The sequence below is a fragment of the Nitrospira sp. genome, from assembly GCA_024760545.1.
Classification (GTDB): domain Bacteria; phylum Nitrospirota; class Nitrospiria; order Nitrospirales; family Nitrospiraceae; genus Nitrospira_D.
Window position 1 is genome coordinate 1888005 of record CP060501.1, and the last position, 19721, is coordinate 1907725.

Annotated in this window: 20 protein-coding genes and 1 pseudogene; 8 read left to right on the forward strand and 13 right to left on the reverse strand. The window is 55.7% G+C overall.

The window, feature by feature from the left end:
* Positions 1-33: 33 nt before the first annotated feature.
* Complete coding sequence (locus tag H8K03_08975) at positions 34-795, reverse strand: SDR family oxidoreductase (GenBank protein UVT22004.1); 762 nt, start codon at positions 793-795, stop codon at positions 34-36.
* Complete coding sequence (locus tag H8K03_08980; GenBank protein ID UVT22005.1) at positions 792-1667, reverse strand: tRNA (adenine-N1)-methyltransferase; 876 nt, start codon at positions 1665-1667, stop codon at positions 792-794. Before H8K03_08980 ends, H8K03_08975 begins: the two co-directional genes overlap by 4 nt.
* 105 nt (positions 1668-1772) lie before the next feature.
* Here H8K03_08980 and H8K03_08985 point away from each other — a divergent pair, with 105 nt between their 5' ends.
* The 7 genes from H8K03_08985 to H8K03_09015 all read left to right on the forward strand — a co-directional run bounded on the left by H8K03_08985 (position 1773) and on the right by H8K03_09015 (position 8699).
* Positions 1773-3101 carry a nodulation protein NfeD gene (locus H8K03_08985; GenBank protein ID UVT22006.1) on the forward strand — a complete coding sequence of 443 codons (1329 nt, stop codon included), beginning with the start codon at positions 1773-1775 and terminating at the stop codon, positions 3099-3101.
* Positions 3102-3128: 27 nt separating this feature from the next.
* A complete protein-coding gene (locus tag H8K03_08990; GenBank protein UVT22007.1) occupies positions 3129-3875 on the forward strand; it encodes a slipin family protein in 747 nt (248 codons plus the stop codon).
* Positions 3876-4135: 260 nt separating this feature from the next.
* Positions 4136-5383 (forward strand): sigma-70 family RNA polymerase sigma factor, encoded by a 1248-nt coding sequence (locus H8K03_08995; GenBank protein UVT22008.1) that lies wholly within the window; start codon positions 4136-4138, stop codon positions 5381-5383.
* Between the two features lie 182 nt (positions 5384-5565).
* Entirely contained in the window at positions 5566-6279 is a 714-nt protein-coding gene (gene lipB / locus H8K03_09000; GenBank protein ID UVT22009.1) for a lipoyl(octanoyl) transferase LipB, read from the forward strand.
* Between the two features lie 41 nt (positions 6280-6320).
* On the forward strand, positions 6321-7574 hold the full coding sequence (locus H8K03_09005; protein ID UVT22010.1) for a Glu/Leu/Phe/Val dehydrogenase: 1254 nt from the start codon (positions 6321-6323) through the stop codon (positions 7572-7574).
* A 117-nt stretch (positions 7575-7691) separates the two neighbouring features.
* Positions 7692-7985: a hypothetical protein gene (locus H8K03_09010; GenBank protein ID UVT22011.1), complete on the forward strand. Its 294-nt coding sequence runs from the start codon at positions 7692-7694 to the stop codon at positions 7983-7985.
* Positions 7986-8162: 177 nt separating this feature from the next.
* Positions 8163-8699, forward strand: coding sequence for a hypothetical protein (locus tag H8K03_09015; protein ID UVT22012.1), 537 nt, complete (start codon positions 8163-8165; stop codon positions 8697-8699).
* A 133-nt stretch (positions 8700-8832) separates the two neighbouring features.
* On the opposite strand, the gene H8K03_09020 is transcribed toward H8K03_09015, so the two are convergent.
* From H8K03_09020 to H8K03_09030, 3 genes are all read right to left on the reverse strand, one after another.
* On the reverse strand, positions 8833-9765 hold the full coding sequence (locus tag H8K03_09020; GenBank protein UVT22013.1) for a D-alanyl-D-alanine carboxypeptidase: 933 nt from the start codon (positions 9763-9765) through the stop codon (positions 8833-8835).
* A gap of 224 nt (positions 9766-9989) precedes the next feature.
* Entirely contained in the window at positions 9990-10196 is a 207-nt protein-coding gene (locus tag H8K03_09025; GenBank protein UVT22014.1) for a hypothetical protein, read from the reverse strand.
* A gap of 95 nt (positions 10197-10291) precedes the next feature.
* Positions 10292-11476: a VCBS repeat-containing protein gene (locus H8K03_09030; GenBank protein UVT22015.1), complete on the reverse strand. Its 1185-nt coding sequence runs from the start codon at positions 11474-11476 to the stop codon at positions 10292-10294.
* A gap of 181 nt (positions 11477-11657) precedes the next feature.
* On the opposite strand from H8K03_09030, the gene H8K03_09035 reads away from it, so the two are divergent.
* Positions 11658-11978 (forward strand): hypothetical protein, encoded by a 321-nt coding sequence (locus H8K03_09035; GenBank protein ID UVT22016.1) that lies wholly within the window; start codon positions 11658-11660, stop codon positions 11976-11978.
* Between the two features lie 74 nt (positions 11979-12052).
* Here the strand turns inward: H8K03_09035 and H8K03_09040 are convergent, their stop codons facing one another.
* From H8K03_09040 to H8K03_09075, 8 genes and pseudogenes are all read right to left on the reverse strand, one after another.
* On the reverse strand, positions 12053-13054 hold the full coding sequence (locus tag H8K03_09040; GenBank protein ID UVT22017.1) for a PCP reductase family protein: 1002 nt from the start codon (positions 13052-13054) through the stop codon (positions 12053-12055).
* A 25-nt stretch (positions 13055-13079) separates the two neighbouring features.
* Positions 13080-13358 carry an integration host factor subunit beta gene (locus H8K03_09045; GenBank protein ID UVT22018.1) on the reverse strand — a complete coding sequence of 93 codons (279 nt, stop codon included), beginning with the start codon at positions 13356-13358 and terminating at the stop codon, positions 13080-13082.
* A 48-nt stretch (positions 13359-13406) separates the two neighbouring features.
* Complete coding sequence (gene sppA, locus H8K03_09050; protein UVT22019.1) at positions 13407-14309, reverse strand: signal peptide peptidase SppA; 903 nt, start codon at positions 14307-14309, stop codon at positions 13407-13409.
* Positions 14310-14341: 32 nt separating this feature from the next.
* Positions 14342-16057 (reverse strand): 30S ribosomal protein S1, encoded by a 1716-nt coding sequence (locus tag H8K03_09055; GenBank protein ID UVT22020.1) that lies wholly within the window; start codon positions 16055-16057, stop codon positions 14342-14344.
* Between the two features lie 55 nt (positions 16058-16112).
* Entirely contained in the window at positions 16113-16805 is a 693-nt protein-coding gene (locus H8K03_09060; protein ID UVT22021.1) for a 1-acyl-sn-glycerol-3-phosphate acyltransferase, read from the reverse strand.
* Positions 16802-17476: pseudogene (locus H8K03_09065) on the reverse strand ((d)CMP kinase). The gene H8K03_09060 and the pseudogene H8K03_09065 overlap by 4 nt, the downstream one beginning before the upstream one ends.
* 28 nt (positions 17477-17504) lie before the next feature.
* Positions 17505-18827 carry a 3-phosphoshikimate 1-carboxyvinyltransferase gene (gene aroA / locus H8K03_09070; GenBank protein UVT22022.1) on the reverse strand — a complete coding sequence of 441 codons (1323 nt, stop codon included), beginning with the start codon at positions 18825-18827 and terminating at the stop codon, positions 17505-17507.
* Positions 18824-19717, reverse strand: coding sequence for a prephenate dehydrogenase/arogenate dehydrogenase family protein (locus H8K03_09075; protein ID UVT22023.1), 894 nt, complete (start codon positions 19715-19717; stop codon positions 18824-18826). Before H8K03_09075 ends, aroA begins: the two co-directional genes overlap by 4 nt.
* Positions 19718-19721: the final 4 nt, after the last annotated feature.

Here is a 19721-nt window from a genome sequence, read left to right on the forward strand (position 1 = left end):
GCAACGGTCGATACCGTTCAATGGCCGCTCCTGTTACCCCTTGTAGACGGTCATGCCCCCATCGATAGGGAAGGTCGCCCCGGTCACCCAGGCCGCTTCATCAGACGCGAGATACAGAACCATATTCGCCACCTCTTCGGGCGTCCCAGGACGACGAATCGCATATTGAGCGAGAATGGGTTGGAGCATGTCGGGATTTGCCATCAAGGGGGCCGCCATGGGTGTATCGATGAGACCTGGGTTCACGACATTACAACGAATGCCTTCGTTGGCATATTCGACTGCCAGCGCACGCGTCAAGGAGTCAAGCCCTCCCTTGGATGTCGCGTAGGCAGCTAAGCCGGAAAGACCGACCAGACTGGCGATCGACGAAATATTGACGATCGACCCCTGCCCTTGCTTCAACATCTGGGGGATGACGGCTCGAGTCATGCGGAAGACCCCCGTCAAGTTGACGGCGAGCACATCTGCCCAGCTGGCATCATCGGTTTCGTGAAGCCGTTTCCCGAAGGCACCGATACCCGCATTATTGACGAGGATATCGATCCTTCCAAAACTATCGATCGTTCGACGAACGACATCCTGTGCATGAGCTTCATCCGTGACTGAACCAGCGACTCCAAGAACTTTTCCCTTGTTGAGTCGGATCACAGCCGCGACACGATCCAATTCCTGTTGCCGGCGTCCTGTCACAACCACCGACGCCCCTTCATCGGCAAAACGCTTGGCGATGGCTTCGCCGATCCCGGCGTTTCCTCCGGTCACCACGGCAACCTTGCCTTCCAACCTATTCATCGGCTCCGCTCCTCTTCTGCTGCATCAGGCATGTCTCTCGAGTCGTCATCGAGGGCAGCTTCTCGCTCAGCCCTTGAACCGAGCAGCCCTGGCTCCACTTTTCGAGCCACGGTGATGAACCCAGAATGAGCGACCATGCGATGATCAGGCCTCACACTCCTGCCTTGCACGGACCAGGTTCGTAATAACGTCTCAAATGTTTCGATCATGCCGAACACCGTCTCTCGTTCGAGCGCTTCGACGGTCTTCATGACCTGGGGCACGGTGGGGACAAAACTCAAATAGATCCCGCCGGATCGAAGCGCCTTGGCCGCATGAGGAACGACCTGCCACGGTTCCGGCAGATCGAGCACGACACGATCAAACGGCACCTCGTCGTCGAGCAAATCGATGCCCTCATAGGCGTTTTTCCTGAAAGTGACCAGATTGGCTGGATTCATGGAACGGGTAATGTTTGTCAGAGCTGTCTGCGCAAAGTCTTCCCGGACTTCATACGTCACCACCAAACCGCCGGGCCCAACCGCGCGCAACAACGCCATGGTCAATGCGCCTGATCCAGTTCCGGCCTCGAACACTCGAGCCCCCGGATAGATATCTGCCCACATCGGAATGATCGCGAGATCCTTTGGATAAAGGACCTGTGCCCCTCGGGGCATCTTGAGCACATAATCTCCGAAGGTCGGCCGGATCGCCACCATCTTTTTGCCGCCCGAGAGCGTCACGATGGATCCGTCGGGACGGCCGATCAGTGCATCATGCGCAATTTTCTGCCCGCTGAATTGGTACGTCTCTCCCGCTTTCAGCGTGAGGGCATACTGTCGCCGCTTTTCATCGACGAGATGGATACGTTCGCCACTAGATAATGCTGACATGCCGCGCATTCTAGGAGGTTCGTTCCCTGCTTTGCAACCAAACGCTATTCCTTGACAGGGTGGCAAGCGGGCCGTAAGATCCTCTCATCATTGACATTTTTCACGATGCCTCGTGATGGTCGGAAAAAGAGAAGTCCGTGTCTCCGTGGCCTCACCGCGGCGATTGTGGGACCGGGGTTGGCACTTTGCCTGACCCTGTCCAATAGTCCCGCCCATGCCGATGACATTATCGTCGCAACCTATGAGGGGATCATTAACCCCGTCGCGGCAGAATACCTGCACGATGCTCTCGCCTTTGCCCAATCGTCCGGTGCGCACGCTCTGATCTTGAAGCTCGACACGCCCGGAGGGTTGGACACCTCCATGCGTCTGATGATCAAAGATATTACCGGCTCACCGATTCCGGTGATCGTGTTCGTCGCTCCCTCGGGAGGCCGTGCCGCCTCTGCAGGAGTCTTCATTACGATAGCGGCCCATGTGGCCGCCATGGCGCCGGGTACCAACATCGGGGCCGCGCACCCGGTCGCAATGGGCGGCGGCGAGATGGACAACACGATGAAGGAGAAAGTGGAAAACGATGCGGTGGCCTACATCAAGAGCATCGCGGAACAGCGTGGACGAAATGTATCATGGGCCGAAGATGCGGTTCGCAAAAGCCTATCGGCCACCGAGCAGGAAGCCCTGAAACTTAAAATCATCGATCTGATCGCCGAGGATATCCCCACGCTGTTGAAATACCTCCAGGGGAGAAAGATTGCGCTTTCCCATGGATCAATCACGTTATCGGGCGAGACCGCTACTCTCCGTGAATTCCCGATGGGTACTCGTTTGGAGGTGCTCAAGACCCTGAGCGACCCCAACATCGCCTATCTCCTGATGTCCATCGGGACGATTGGGATCATGGCGGAACTTTACAGCCCCGGCGCAATCCTTCCCGGTATCATCGGGGCGATCAGTTTGATCCTTGCATTCTATTCGCTCCAATCGCTTCCCGTGAACTATGCAGGCGTTCTCCTTGTGATACTTGGCGCCGTGTTCCTCTTGCTCGAAATCTCCGTCACCAGCTATGGATTACTCGCATTGGGCGGCTTGGCGGCCATGACGTTGGGCGGTCTGTTGCTCATCAAGAGTGATGCGCCTTTTTTGCAGGTGTCCCTGTCGTTTTTGTTGCCGACTGTCATGACGATCGGCGCCCTGATCGGCGTCATTGCGTGGACGGCCGTCAAGGGGGGGCGCCGCAGACCGGTTACAGGTGCTGAAGGGATGATTGGATCGATCGGAATCGCAAGGACGGATCTCAACCCCCGCGGTCAGATTGCCCTGCAAGGTGAGATCTGGGAGGCGATCAGCCAAACTCCGATTCGACAGGGAGAGGCCGCAGAGGTGATGTCGGTTGAGGGACTGACGGTCAAAGTCGCCCCTGCCCACAGGTAACCTAACCGAAAAGAAGGAGCAGCCGCCATGTCATTGCTCATGCCGTTGGTCCTCCTGGGACTCGTGCTCTATGCCAGTTTCAAGCGCGTCATGGAGTACGAACGACTCGTGGTGTTTGTTCTTGGCAAGTTTCAGACGGTGAAGGGGCCCGGCATTCGGTTAGTCATCCCGGTACTCCAGCAGATGGTGCGTGTCAATCTCCAAACCGTCACGATGGAGGTTCCCTCGCAGGACGTCATCACGCGAGACAACATCTCCGTGAAAGTGAACGCCGTCATTTTTCTCAGAGTGGTTGATCCTCAGCGCGCGGTGCTGGCCGTTCAAGATTACCTCTACTCGACTTCGCAGGTAGCTCAGACCACCCTCCGCAGTGTACTTGGTCAGAGCCAGTTCGACGACCTCCTGTCCAAGCGCGACGACATCAACGCCGAGCTGCAGCGGATTATCGATCAGCAGACCGAACCATGGGGAGTCAAAGTCGCCGCGGTCGAGGTGAAGAATGTGGATATTCCTCAAGACATGCAACGTGCGATTGCCCGGCAAGCCGAGGCGGAACGGGAACGGCGCGCTAAAATCATTCACGCTGAGGGCGAATTTCAAGCCGCGCAGAAACTCGCTGAGGCCGCCAACGTCATCAGTCAAAATCCCGCTGCCCTCCAACTTCGTTATCTCCAGACGCTCGTCGAGATTGCGGCGGAGAAGAACTCGACTACGATTTTCCCGATTCCAATCGATACCCTTGCACCATTCATAAAGGGACTGCTCCCCAAATAGTGTGGCATTTCGGCCGAGCGGCTGATGCCGATCCTACATAGATGCCGCATAACTGAGACAGTTTGTCCTTACCTTACTCATTAGCTCATTCTAATTATTCTGTTTTTTCGAGCTGATTAGACCTGCGATTTCTCATCTTCAATCCAGCATCCCTTTTGCTTCGTAACAACCGTAGATTAGGTAGATCCCGGGTTGAATCTTCTCAGCTCAATACGGCTCTAATAGGATAGATGACGTTCAACCAACATGAGGGTGAAACGATGAAAGAAGAACTTCGAGTCGAGGAGATACAGAAAACATTCGTCCCGGATGTCGATGCCGATGACGCGAAGGCAAGCGGCATGTTGGGAATGATCGGTCGGGGAGAGGCTGAGGATTCCGGCTCGGATGAGAAACCCCAGCCGGTCATGCGCACAAGTCAGGGGGCCAGTCCGTTCCTCTTGGAAGCCTTGTATTTCCGTTCATTCGGCGAACGCGGGCTCTTGACGCGAGAAGAAGAGATCGTGATTGCCAAGCGCGTAGACCAAGGGACAAGACGCATTCGCATCGCTCTCCGTCAAGCCATAAAGACCCTTCTCAAATCCAAACGGTCATCGGTTGTGGCCGAAACATTTCAGGTGCTCCAAGTCGTGAGACGATTGAGCGGGCTTTCGGCCACCGCATTGGACAACGCGGAAAAGGCGTTGGTTGCCGTTCTGAAACCATTGGATGCTGACTCCAAACCAGCGGTAGCGACCGCAAAGCAACTCAACGCAGTGCTTGATGAAATCCGATCCGCCAGAATCATCCTGGAGCAAGGAAAGGATGAGCTTGTACGGTGCAATCTGCGCCTAGTGGTGGATGTCGCCAAGCATTACACAGGGCGGGGATTGAGCCTCCTGGATCTTGTCCAGGAGGGCAACATCGGCCTCATGAAAGCCGCTGAACGATATCAGTATCGGAAAGGCTTCAAATTCAGCACGTACGCGACATGGTGGATTCGGCAAGGCATCACACGGGCGCTGGCGGACCAATCGCGGACGATTCGCATTCCAGTCCACCAAACGGAAGCCTCGCACCGTATCCTGCGTGTGATGCGAAGACTGGGGCAGCAGTTCGGACGACCGGCTCGATTGGAAGAGATTGCTCATGTGCTGCGCATGAGACCGGAAAGGCTTCGCGAGACCGTCTTGGCGTTTCAGGAGCCGGTGGCATTGGAGACTCCGATCGGTGACGGAGACACCCAGTTCGGAGATATGATCCCCGACCAACAAGCCGTACCACCTGACGCGCATGTTCACCGGAGTGAGTTGACTCAACACTTGGATCGCATCCTCAGCACGCTCACTCCGCGAGAACAAACAGTCATCCGGCTTCGCTTCGGGATCGGCTACGATGAAGCCAGCACACTGGAGCAGGTCGGCCAAAGCTTGTCCGTCACGCGCGAGCGTATCCGCCAAATCGAAGCGAAAGCACTCAAGAAGCTGAAGACCCCTCAGATCAAGGAACTCTTCGCAGCTATCAAGTAGGCTCTTCGTTCCGAGGGCAACCAGGTTGCCCTCGGAACCCGACTTCCCTCTGCATCGTGAGTTATGCAACAATTACCCCTCTATGCCGAGTTTGCTGTTTCTTTCCGCTATCCCATCTTCTGGAAACACACGGTGGGTACACTTTGGCCTTCATGGATAAACCGGTCTCCGCAGATGGCTCTGTGACCAATCCGAATATCACCACGTCTCCGGCTTTCGACTCTCTCCATTTTCCTCCCGGATCGGTCCGCATATTTCCCAAGCCGATGCCCTATCTCACAGCGTGGCAATTACAGTCTCGCTTGCATGAGGAACGTGTCCTCGATCTTCGACCGGATACCGTCTTGATTCTTGAACATCCGGCCGTCTATACGCTGGGACGAAGGACGAAACCATCGCATTGGGGAGGGAATGAAGCTGCCTTGTGCGGGAACGGAGCGGAACTGCACTACGTGAACCGCGGAGGATCAGTAACCTATCACGGTCCAGGACAGATCGTGGTGTATCCCATCCTTAAGCTTGCTGGAATCGCGACCGGGCCTAGGCAGTTGGTCTGGCTATTGGAAGAAGTGATCATTCGATTGCTTGGCCGCTGGAACATTACCGGTTCTCGCATTGCCGGCAAACCGGGTGTGTGGGTGATGACGCCTGAACCACAGAAAATCGCCTTTCTCGGTGTACGAATCGAACAAGGCGTGACCTTACATGGATTTGCTCTCAACGTGGATTTAGATTTGACGCCTTTCCTTCGGATTCATCCATGCGGGTTTCCCGATTGCCGTGTGACATCCATGGTGGCGGCGCGCAACGCAACGGTCTCCGTGGACGCAGTCAAGCAGGAACTCGCTCAAACCTTTGCGGCGGTGTTTGCACGAAATTGGTCCGCGGTGGCTTGACCACCGGTGCGCGAACATCGATGACGTTCATCGAAAGGAGCATGATGCAAGAGCTTGATACCCCGACCTTTCGCTTGGCGGTCGCACAATTCTATCAGGCAGCCGAGGCCATGCATCTGGACTCCAATCTCCGTGAACGTCTGAAGCTCCCTCAACGTTCTTTGGTCGTCAGTCTTCCGGTCCGAATGGACGACGGACATGTGGAAGTTTTTACGGGCTATCGGGTTCAGCATGATTCATCGCGCGGCCCGTCAAAGGGAGGCTTGCGTTACCATCCCGACGTGAACCTTGGCGAGGTAGCTGCTCTCGCCATGTGGATGACATGGAAATGCGCGCTTGCCGGTCTACCATATGGCGGGGCAAAAGGCGGAGTAAAGGTTGCGCCCAAACAACTGTCTTCCATGGAACTCCAGCGGCTCACGAGGCGCTACGCGGCGGAGATTTTTCCGCTCATTGGACCGGACAAGGATGTCCCAGCCCCGGACGTGGGGACCGATGCCCAAATCATGGCGTGGATTATGGATACCTACAGTCAGCAAGTCGGATATGCCGTCCCCGGCGTCGTCACCGGCAAACCTCTGTCGCTCGGCGGCAGCTTGGGCCGGGAAGAAGCGACAGGGCGCGGAGTCGTCTATGTCACGCAGGAAGCCCTGCGACATCTGAAGCTGTCGATGGAGAAGGCCACGGTGGCCATTCAAGGATTTGGGAATGTCGGTTCACACACCGCTCGCATCATGCAACAGCAAGGCGCGCGTGTAATCGCTGTCAGTGATGTCAGCGGGGGAATCTACAATGCCAAGGGGTTGGATGTCCTGGAGGTGATTCGCCGTGCTCCCGGACTGCCGCTGCAGGAAACCAAGTTGGGAGAGGCGATCACCAACGAGGAGTTGCTCGAACTTGAGTGTACCGTGCTCGTTCCCGCAGCACTCTCGGAACAGATCACGGCCAAAAATGCGAATTCCCTGAGGTGCCGGATCCTGTCCGAAGGTGCCAACGGCCCGACGACGCTGGAGGCCGACAGCATTCTCGCAGACAAAGGCATCTTCGTGATTCCCGACATTCTCGCAAATTCCGGCGGCGTCATCGTGTCGTACTTCGAATGGGTGCAGGATCTTCAGCGATTTTTCTGGAGCGCGACGGATATCCAGCATCGGCTGCAAGAAATCATCACATCCGCCTTTCAACGCACGCTTCACTTTTCGACTGAACGCCGAGTTTCGATGCGCATGGCGGCGCTGATGAGCGGGATCGATCAAGTCGCTCAAGCCCACCTTCAACGTGGGCTGTACCCCTAGTCGCACGATTCCACCGCGACCTTCATTGTCGATCTGATGCCTAGATACTTGCTCCGCGACTTCCTCCTGCGCTAGGGTGATTCCTCGTCACATGCCGGAGAAGCGAAGAGGCACCTCATGACTCGGAATATGATCGCCACCGCGTGGGAACAACATTGCGCCAACGGATGGCCTCAGTTTTCAAGCCCACACGAGGGGCAATTGATGACGCTCGATACCGTCATCAGCGGTTGTGTGGTCTACTACCTAGACAGTTCCGAGGGTCTCGATCATCAACGGCTTGCCATTGTGAAGGATTGTTTGGGCGATCTGGACGATCTGACCGGGGAATTGGACGCTGATTGTCAGCCGTACTTTCTCCGGCTTCGTCGACTCGGCGAGATGTTGCTGGCCACAGAGCGGCACTCATGACCCTTACGCACCGACAGATTTCCCTTCACCGGACGATGTCCAGCCGTCTTTTATACGTGCCGTTCCTTGCAGGTTAGAATCCGCTTGGCTACAATGATGCCCATGTCGTGTAGAAGCCTACCGGGTACGACCACTCAGGCCATTCGCTGATCTCAGAAAGAACGAAACGAGCAAGCCATGGTGAGCGCCGCGCGATTGTCAACCATCCTGTTTTCAGCTCTTCTTCTTGCGCTGGGCTCAGCGCATGCCGAGCCGTATGAATTGAGTAAGAACGATGTCATGGAATCAAAGACCATTTCGAGCGCCGACATTTCGCTCTTCGGCGTTAAACTCGGCGACTCCGAAACCAAAGCCATCGAGACACTCGTGAATGAAAAGATTGCTGGAATCAAGGCTGAACAGGAGGCCGCATTCATCTTCCTGCTTGACCAACGCAAACCAACCGGCCCGATGGCGGGGGTTCGCATTCAGGACGGCAAGGTCGATCTGCTCTTCATCAATAATCGGTTCGCCCACAAGACACGAGGCATCTTTCGAAACGTGCTCACCAGCGAAAGCCCGGAAGACATTCGAAAGTTACTGGGCAAGGAAGAGTATGGCGACGAAAACGTGATGGGCGCGGTCCTGGCCTATGATAAACAAGGCTTCCAGGTGAACTATCTGGGGAAAGACATCAACATCGAGTTTGCCCAGCCGCATGAGTCCTTCCGTTGATCCCTATCGCCGACCGACGAGTTGACGCAAGGAACCGTCGATCCCTCGAGGAGTAATCGTGTACATCCGTACTACTCGCGTATGAGTTCGGCGGCTCGGAAATGGGCCATGACACAAGAAGCCACGAAGGAGGCTATTGGATGGGAGTGGTCATACGAAGACCGTAGTCGATCAGGCTTTTAGCGGTATTCCACCGGCGGTTCGAGTTCAGAATGACGAGCAGCAAATCGCTGCCGTTTTGAGAGACTTTGGCAATGAGACATCTGCCGGCTTTGGATGTGAACCCCGTCTTCACCCCTTCTACACCGGGAACGCGACCAAGCAGGCGATTCGTATTATGCAGGACATACGCACGGTATCCACTGACGGGCGTGATAATCTCCCGCTCTTCTCTCACAAGCTCTCGAAACACGGCGTTCTGCATCGCCACCTCGCTGAGTTTGGCAAGATCTTCCGCCGTCGAATAGTGATCGGGACTGTCAAAGCCGCAGCCGTTACTGAAATGCGTATCGGATAAACCGAGCGCAGCTGCTTTCGCATTCATCAACATCACAAACTGCTCTTCATCGCCTCCGACATGCTCAACGGCCGCCAGGCAGGCGTCATTGGCCGAAACCATCATCATGGCCTTCAGCAAATCCCCAAGACGAAACACTTCGCCGACTTTTAAGCGCAGATGAGTCTTCGGAGCGCGTGCGGCATTCTTGCTCACGGTTGCCAGATCATCCAGGCGGCCTTTCTCCAGAATGACCAGAGCCGACATGATCTTGGTCAGACTGGCGGGCGACAAACGTTTCTCAGTCTCGTGCTCGAACAGCACACGGCCTGACCGCAATTCCTTCAGAAGAATACTGTGCGCAGGAACTCGCTTCCACGGGAGAGGTTGCGGAACATAGCTGACGGTGTGGATGACCTGGCTCTTGGAATGCGCCTCGATCGCAGAGGCAGGATGGATCGAAAATCCGATCAACGGGAGAGAGAATGCCGCAAGTAGACTGAGGCAGTAGAAAGTTCGGCCCCAGCTCTGCAAAAGAGGGTCAGGTCGAATGGGGTCCTTCTGAGCCAAAAACGACCGCCTCTCTTAGAAAATGAACGATTCGCGTACTTTATCACCTTTCCGCCCACTATCAAGAACTTTATGAAAAAATCTGAGGAGATCGGCTAAATCAATCCAAAACCCGCAATTTAGACAGCGGGCGTATATTCTCCTGTTGATCAGGGTATAGTGACGTTCCACCATCATGAACCCTCTGCACTTGAGGCATTGCATACATGTCCCGCTCTCTCCGACTACCGAAGGCGATTCATGATTAACGCGACACACCCGGCGAGCAATCCCCCACCGATGAGGGTCGTGCCAAAATACACGAACACATTTGTGCCTCCAGCCGGTTGAGTCCCCTCCCATAAATCGCGAATCCCGCCCTGCACCATCAGGACGGAGAGGGTCATCAAGGCCCCAATCATGAACCACCATGCGAAGGATCGAAGTGCCATCGTTAGGCTCGTAAATCTTGCTGTGGTTTTGCCCAACGGTCACTCTAGCGAAGGGCCCCTGGGCTGTCAAGAATAGATGGCGATCGGTCGGTCCACTACTCTTTCGCATCCGACTTCGCAACCGGTTTGAGACCATGGTGAAGGAAGATGGAGACACTCCCGCTTCCGTTGTCGGCAATGGCCAGCCCCGGTTCCTCCACCCCGCTCGTCGTGACCCGAAAGGATGAAAGAGCGAACGGGCCGGACTTCGTCCGGTAGTTTCTCGGAGGGTAATGAAAGGTCCCGTCGCCTTTTCCGAACAAGATGGACAGATCATTTGATTGAAGGTTGACGATGGCGACATCCACTAAATGATCGCCATTAAAATCCCTCGCCAAGCCGAAGTTGGGTCCGGCGTCGGCACCCGAATCTTTGCCTGGCCGAAATGTCGCATTGCCGTTGCCGAGAAATGTGGTGAAGCTGTCCTTCTCTCCATTGATGACCAAGAGGTCGCTATGCTGATCGTTATTGAAATCGGCAAAGCTCACACCGAGGGGTCGGTGTCCGGTGGGATAGTCTTTGGGATCGCGAAATGAACCGTCGCCATTGCCGAGCCAAATTGAGACGGCATTCGACATAGGGCCCCCATTTGTGACGACTAAATCCAGTCTCCCGTCACCATTGAGATCCGACAAAGCCACCGATGTGGGCGTGTCTCCATACTCATACTGAACGCCATGCCGGAATTCACCCCTTCCATTGCCGAGGAAGACCTTAATCTTGTCGTTGCGCAGCGCGACGACCAGATCAGCATGGTGATCGCCATTGATGTCGTCCGTGGCTAGCGCGATCGGTGTGCGATGGACCGGGTACCGTTGACCCTCTTCAAACTTTCCATCCCCATGGCCGAGTAAGAGCGAGATTTCATCGCCGCCGGAGCAAGCCAAGGCGACATCGGCATGCCCGTCTTCGTTGAAGTCGCCCATTGCCAGGGCACGCGGTTCCTGGCAGACATGGAGCTGGACCTGATCTTTAAATGTTCCGTCACCGTTGCCCAAGAGAATGGACACGCTATTGCTTGCAATGTTCGTGGTGATCAGATCGGTGAATGAATCCTGATTCAGGTCCCCGGTGGTGATCGTTGTCGGATTCTTGCCCACTTTGTAACTGGCAAAGTAATAGAAGGGATCCGGCGGAGTATAGGGGTCGGTCTTTGAGCAACCCCAGAAACCATCACCGGCCAAGAGACCCAGCAAAGCGACGCCGAGGATCAACCTCTCCACAGGGTGTTTCCGTTTCACAAGCACACTATCCCCACGATTTTAGGCTGTTAGGACCAGAAGACCTATGAGTGCCCGTACCAGAAAGCTCAGTATACAGAGGCGGTCTTCTCCCTCGCAATCTGCTGTGCCCATACATCAGCCTTTGAATTTCAGCATCCGCTTACGCTATGATGCTGCGTTCTATTTTAGGAGGATAAGCATGAGCACTATAGTGAATGTCGACATCACGATGTATGGGATCGCCGAAGTTCTGATGTGGTGTCTTGATCGGAACAAGGGGCGCGTCCCTGGTGTGGATACGCCGGGCTTCAAAAAAATGCAGGAGTTGTTGGCTCAGAAACCTCAGTCGGCCGACTACTTTACGCTTGATCAGTTCTGGAAGAAAAAAGTGACATTACCGCTGACTGAAGAGGAAGTCGCGACGATCGATCGTTGTCTCTACGACATCCCCAACTTCGATAACGAACCACTCCCTCAGATCCGGCACAAGTTCTGGCCCCAGCAGGTGGAGACCCACTGACCGGACCGCTTCGCGATCGAATTATTTGTTGTCGATGGCCGCGCAGAATGTGATGGGACAGGAAGTGTCGGCGGTCAGAGTGTGCCTTCGCCCTTGAGATACTTACGGAAACGATCCATAAGGTCGGCTCCGAGCGTGCCTCCTTCCGGCTTTTTTGTCGATGGGTCGGCAAAGTGGCCGCGAATCTCTTGGAGACGTTTCTCCGCCTGATCATTCCCTTGCAAACGCTTGGTTTTTTGGAGAGCTGTGTCAAAGGCCTCGAACGTCAACTCTTGGTACCCGAATGAACGGATACGTTTGACGGCCTTCATCATCGCCTGATTCCGAAAGACCGTCAGATGGTCTGAATCGATCTCCTTCAATCCCAACTTGCGGGCTCGCCGTTCAGCGGCTTTTCTGATTCCACTGCGCACGAAGTCAGGGGATGTTTGAAGACGCTTCCAAGCTTCATCGGTCCAACCAACCCGAGCTTGCGGTGCATCCCATAAATCCCGTAAAGCCGATGCATCGATACGAGTCAGATTTTCCCCCCTGGCCAGATCCTCAGTGTCGCGCTTCAACATGTCGGTCACGAAATCCAACGCGATGGGCGGCGATTGTTTCAGCTTGTCTTGGAGCAATTCCACCGCTTCCGCAGTCCATTCCATTGGGGGTCCGCCGACCTCCTGAACATCACCAAGCGCCTCGACCTTCTCGAACAACTCGACGTTCACCTCGAGATGCCCTCGCTCTCTCGCAACCTCCTCCGCGATCTGCTTGATCATCGCCCGCATAAACTCAGGCACGGTGGCCAATCGCTCTTTCGCTGTAGCAGTCCAGGGGAGACGCCCGCCAGCCATCTCTTCGGCGGCTGCCGTCATCCCGCTCTCCCCTCCCATGCGTCCCATCATCTGGCCCTTGAACTGTTCGAGGATCTCCTCCGTAATTTCTCCATATCCAAGTTCTCGGGCCTTCTTCTCGGCCAAACGGCGAACCATGCCGCGCAAAAATATGGGCGCCCGCTCCATCCGTTTGAGTGCGCCGTCGGTCCAGCGGATTTCCGTGGCAGCAGACTGAGAGAAATCTGATGTCGACATAAGTCCTTCGTGATGAAGACTGACGCTATTGATTGAGCAATTCTTTCAACTCTTTACCGGCTTTGAAAAACGGCACTCGCTTGGCCGGTACCGCTACGGTCTCTCCGGTCTTTGGATTCCGCCCTTCCTTCATCCGACGAGCTCGCAGGCGAAAGCTGCCGAAGCCGCGAATCTCCGTTTTGTCGCCATTTTTCAGCGAGTCCCGAACACAATCGAAAATCGTGTTGACGACCACTTCCGCCTGTCGCTTGGTCAACGTGGTGACTTGCTCAGAAACCCGCTCGATGATCTGCGCCTTGGTCATGTCCACTCTCCCTTCGCTTCGATGAACACCCAGCCCGCATCGACACAGCTAAAAGGCCATAAGATACTTCAAACTCACGCCCGGTTGAATATCCAATTTTGGAAACATCATGCTGAGCTTCGAGTCTAAGATCTCACGCAGCGAGAACCGGCGTCGGGGTTCAACAACCTTCGGCTCTCCTTCGATTCCGACGACCTCAGCGGCCAATTGAATGGCATCTTCGAGGTCTCCAAGTTCGTCGACCAGTTTTGCGTCCTTGGCCTGACGTCCGGTAAAGATTCGGCCATCGGCCAACGCCTGAGCGGTCCGAAGTTCCATCGAACGGCCTTCAGCCACAGCCTCGATAAATTGCTTATGCACGTCGTCCATCACGGCTTGCAGCAAGGCCCTCTCCTCCGCACTCATCTTGCGCAGAGGAGAACCCACATCCTTATATTTTCCACTCTTGATGACGACCCCTTCCACGCCGATTTTCTGCAGCAATCCCTCCACGTTGGCGGTTTCCATAATGACGCCGATGCTCCCGGTGAGCGTCCCAGGATTGGCCACAATCCGATCTGTTGCGGCAGCGATGTAATACCCTCCCGATGCCGCGACACTGCCCATCGAGGCAATGACGGCTTTGTTACTCTTGCTTCGAACTCGCTTGACCGCATCATAGATCTCTTGCGACGGCACCACACCGCCCCCCGGGGTATCGATCCGTAGAACGATGGCCTTGATGGACGGGTTTTCGCTGAATCGCTTCAGCTCTCCGACAGTCGTTTGCGAATCCAAGATGACGCCTTCGACTCGAATCAATGCAATCCGATCCTCACTGGACAAGTCGAGATCGGGGAAAAACACATTCATCAGGACCAAGATCCCCACCCCCGCCATGAACAGCCAAAAGGCCTTGCGGAACACATGGCGCTTGGGAGGGCGTTCGGTCTGTGTCACGTCATCCGCCATTACACATGCCCTGCACCATTATGAAAACCGACCTAGTTTTGATCTTCCGCTTGTGACCGTTTCCGGCTCTGCTTGGCGGCCCGACCGATGCTTTGGTCCAGCACACCCTGTGTCGAGTGATAGTCATCAACCTGCTTGCGTTCCCAGTCCAGTTGATGGTCGCGAAGACTGAGAGCGATCTTGCGCTCTTCTCGATCGACTTTGATTATCTTTGCCGCGACGTCATCCTGCAACTTAAACTTTTCTTCGAGCTTCATGGAAGATTCAAGACCGGATTCACTGACATGGATTAATCCTTCCACTCCGCCCTCGAGTTCGATGAAGATCCCAAAATCGGCGACCTTCGTCACCTTGCCGGTCACCGAGTCACCGACGTGATACCTCGATGGGATCGCTTCATCCCAGGGGTCACGACTCAACTGTTTGAAGCCCAATGAAAGTCGCTCCTTCTCCTTGTCGATGCGTAACACCATCGCTTCGACTTTTTGCCCTTTTTTGAAGAGCTCGGAAGGATGTTTAATATGTTTCGTCCACGACATGTCTGAAATATGGATGAGGCCGTCGATCCCTTCTTCAAGTCCGACGAAGGCACCGAAATCCGTCAGACTCTTCACCTTGCCCTCAATGCGAGTCCCGATCGGATACTTACTCTCGATCATATCCCAGGGATTGGGCGCCGTCTGTTTCATTCCTAAGGAAATCTTGCGGCTTGCCGGATCGATGTTCAGTACCGCCGCTTCGACCTGATCGCCGACCGACACGACTCTCGACGGATGCCGCACTTCGTGTGTCCACGACATTTCTGAAACGTGGACCAGTCCCTCCACACCCGGCTCGAGTTCCACAAACGCTCCATAATCGGTCAGGCTGACCACGCGACCACGGACCCTGGTGCCGATCGGATACTTGCCGGCGACATTGGTCCAAGGATCCGCGCTTTTCTGCTTGAGCCCCAAAGAGATACGGCCGGTTTCACGATCGTATTTCAAGACCGTGACTTCGACCTTATCTCCCACGGTAAACAGTTCCGATGGATGCCCGACTCGCCCCCAAGACATGTCGGTGATGTGAAGCAACCCGTCGATCCCGCCGAGGTCGATGAAGGATCCGTAGTCGGTGATGTTCTTGACCGTCCCCTGAATCAGTTGACCTTCTTTGAGATTAGCCAGAGTCGTCTGTCGTTTCTTATCCCGTGTTTCTTCCAGCAATACGCGCCGGGATACGACGACGTTACCCCGCCGGTGGTTGATCTTGATGATCTTGAGGGGGAAGGTCTTTCCAACGAGCCCATCCAGATCCCGAACAGGGTGGAGATCAATCTGCGAGCCCGGCAAGAACGCCTTGACACCAATATCAACCATCATGCCGCCCTTAATGCGCGAGACAATCTTCCCTTCGATGCTCTTCTCATCCTTGTAGAGTTTCTCAAGTTCTTCCCAAATCTTCATCTTGTCCGCTTTTTCCTTGGAAAGAACCAGATTGCCGTCCGCATCTTCACATTCTTCGATGTAGACTTGGAGGCGATCACCGATCTTGAGGTTCTGAAGTTCCTCGGATGAGAACTGGTCGCTTGGGATCATCCCCTCAGATTTGTAGCCGATATCGACGATCACTTTGTCCTTGGTGAGGGCCACCACACGGCCTTCTGTAATCGTGCCTTCTTCCAGGTTGCGGAACGTTTCCTCGTACAACGCGGCCAAGGCGTTGCGGTCTAACTGAGCGTCACTGCTGTTGGATACCGTACCCATATACACATCCTACTCTTCCGACCTTCGTCGGGTGCTGATGGTGAAGTCGCCGGGTTCACTCAGCGTTGTGAACCCCGGCGGTCGGCCTGTTCGGTGTTTCCGAAGCTGGGTCATCCTTTCCTCTTGGAACGGGAACTTGACCCAAAGCTGCAATCTGTTCGATCACCGTACGGCTGACCTGTTGATAAAACTGTTTTGTTTCCGCCCTTTCTTTCCGAGCCCCTGTTTCGAACATGAGGGGCTCCCCAAATCGCACCCTAACTTGGCGCCATCGAGGCCACCGAGCCCCGGTGGGCAGCACATCGAAGGTCCCCTTGAGATACGCCGGGACGACCGGGCACCCCGTCTGCGACACAATCACTCCAATACCCGCCTTCGGCGGCCGGAGGTGGCCATCATGGCTTCGCCCGCCTTCCGGGAAAATGACCACCACCTGACCTGATCGAATCAGGTTGATCGCTTTCCCAAATGCCTCCCGGTCGAGACGCCCTAGTCGCACAGGAATCCAGCCCAATGCCTGCAAAATCCTGTTCAACACCGGGATCGGGAACAAGTCATTCCGTCCCAGATACCAGGCCCTTCGAGTCATCCCACAGCCGAGTAGCGGGATATCGAGGTAGCTGGCATGGTTCGCGGCGATCAGTACGCCGCCGGTGCGAGGGATCTGTCCTTCCACTCGATACCGAAAACAGATCCAGCCGACAACCCGTGCCAAAACCCACAAGAACCCATAGACGATCCCGCTCACGACCCGGTCGACACAGCCGCGATCATCTGTTCCACCACCTGCTCGGGACTGAGGGTGGAGGTATCAATCGATCTCGCGTCAGCCGCTGGAATTAATGGGTCGATCGAACGGGTCCGATCGCGCCGATCCCGGTCGGACAAATCCTGAAACGTCGTTTCAATCGCCCCGCCGCGTCCCGCAGCCACCAGCTCACGGTGCCGTCTTGCGACTCGTATACTGGCATCCGCGTCTAAGAAAAATTTGAACGGAGCCGCGGGAAAGACCTTTGTGCCGACATCGCGCCCTTCCGCGACGACCGAGCCTCGCTGGCCGATTTGACGCTGAATCGGCAGCAGCCATTCGCGAACTGCCGGAATGGCGGACACGATGGACGCGGCAGCCGTCACGTCGGGTGCCCGGAGTTCGCCGGTGACGTCGATGCCATCGACCAAGACCTGCATCGAGCCTCTTTGAAACTGCATATGAATCGAGGTCGTCTGCAACAGCTTCCCCACTTGTTCGTGATCAGTCGGATGTGTGTTTGACTGCAAGCTTTTCCATGCAACGGCTCGGTACAATGCCCCGGTATCAAGATAGAGGTACCCAAGGCGGGTCGCCAACAACTTGGCCACTGTACTCTTACCCACTCCGGCTGGTCCATCAATTGCGATAACCACTCAGTGCGTCTCCATTTCACACTCTTCAGCCGCAGCCACCTGCTTATACAGGATCCGCCAACAGTTGCGCGAGCGCCCCCTCAAAATTAGGAAAGGACGTGTCCACACAACCCGTGTCGGCAATCGACATATGCTGTTCCGCCGTAAGCCCGCCGATGGCCAGAGACATGGCCACACGATGGTCTCCATGGCTCTGGGCATTACCCACCGCTTTCAGTCGGCCATTCTCTCGACCTCGGCCCAACCCTTTGATGATCATGCCGTCCGGGCGTTCCTCGATGAGAGCCCCCATGGCCTTCAACTCGCCGCTCATGGTCGCAATACGATCACTCTCTTTGACCCGTAGTTCCTCCGCGCCGGAAATCACGGTGTCCCCATCCGCCACAGCCGCAGCCACGCACAGCACGGGAAATTCATCGATTGTTTTCGGAATGAGGTCGGGACCGATCGTCACACCCTTCAGTGGAGCTGACTTCACGCGAAGATCCCCCACCGGTTCACCGGCCTCTTCTCGCTGACCCAGAACCTGAATATCGGCCCCCATCTTTCTCATGACCTCGACCAGGCCGGTCCTGGTCGGATTCATTCCAACATTGCGAATGGTGATGTCTGATCCCTGGACGATCGTTGCGCCGACGATGAAGAACGCGGCAGCAGAGAAATCCCCGGGAATAGTGACCTGAACTCCTCGCCATCCGACCGAAGGCCGCCCCTGCAAGACCAGGGTCCCTTCTTCTTTTGTGAGAGGAATGCCAAAGAACTGAAACATCCGTTCAGTGTGATCTCTCGACAGGCTCGGCTCCCTATAACGCGTCTTTCCTTGAGCGAAGAGGCCGGCAAGAAGCAGCGACGACTTGATCTGCGCGCTGGCCACCGCTGACGTGTATTCAATACCGCGAAGACCGGACCCTGTGATCGCTAACGGAGCCAACTCCCCGCCCTTGCGCCCTCCGATGACCGCCCCCATTTCGCGCAATGGCTTGACAACGCGCCCCATGGGACGGCGTCGAATCGATTCGTCGCCGGTGAGGATCGAAAAAAAATCTTGACCGGCCAAGAGGCCCGTGAGCAGACGAATACCGGTTCCTGAGTTTCCACAATCGATCGGAGCGTTTGGTTCGGATAACCCCCAAAACCCCTTCCCATGGACCGCCAATTCGGTCGGAGTCTGTCTGATAGGAATTCCGAGCGCCTGAAACGCCCTCATCGTGTTCAAACAATCTTCGCCCTGGCAATAGCCCGATACCGTGCTCGTTCCTTCCGCCAATGCGGTGAGGATGATGGCCCGATGGGTGAGCGACTTATCACCGGGAACTGTAGTCGTTCCCCTAAGTGGCCGGCCAGGGGTGATCGTCAATGATGTCATGATTTGCTCGGAGAGGAGCTGTTCAGCTTTTCACGTTCGCCTTTGGCCCGCTCAAGCACTTTTTCTATTCCGGCTGCATCTCCAGCCTTGATCAGTTGTTTCAATTCGTCCAAGGCCCGTCCATACCTGTCGATATAGGACACCACATTATCTCGATTCCACAAGAAAATGTCGCGCCACATTTCCGGCGAACTCGCAGCAATCCTCGTCGTGTCGCGCAATCCGCCGCCGGAATGGCCGGCCAGATCCAAAGAAGGCAGCTGCTGATCCCGAAGCTCGGCCAGGGCATTCATCAACGCGAACGCCACCACATGGGGCAAGTGACTGACTGCTCCAAGGATTTGATCGTGCAGATGCGGATCCATCGACAGGAGAATCGAGCCGGTCTCTTCCCACAATTGTCTCACTCGCTCCAACGCAGTGGTATCAGTTCGTTTCGTCGGGGTGAGAATACAGCGTGCGCCCTTGAACAACTGATCCGACCCCGCTGCAACTCCCGTCTTTTCTTTCCCTGCAATAGGATGGGCTCCCACAAAATGCACACCCATCGGCATGGCCGTTTCGGACCGTTCGACCAAGGTGCCCTTCACACTGCCTACATCGCTGACTATTGCACCGGGAGCGAGACAATGGGCCCATTCACGGAGGTGACGCTCATAGGTATCGACAGGCGTCGCCAATATCACCAGATCCGATCCGCGCACGCCTTCTTGCGGATCGGCCACGTACCGATCGATAGCCCCGAGCGCAACGGCGGTCTTGAGATTCTCGACACGCCGGCCGACCCCGACAACATGATCGGCCAACGCTTTTCGCCGAAGGATCATGCCGAGCGATCCGCCGATCAGCCCCACCCCAATGATCGCAACTTGCCTAAAATGAACTGCCATCGTG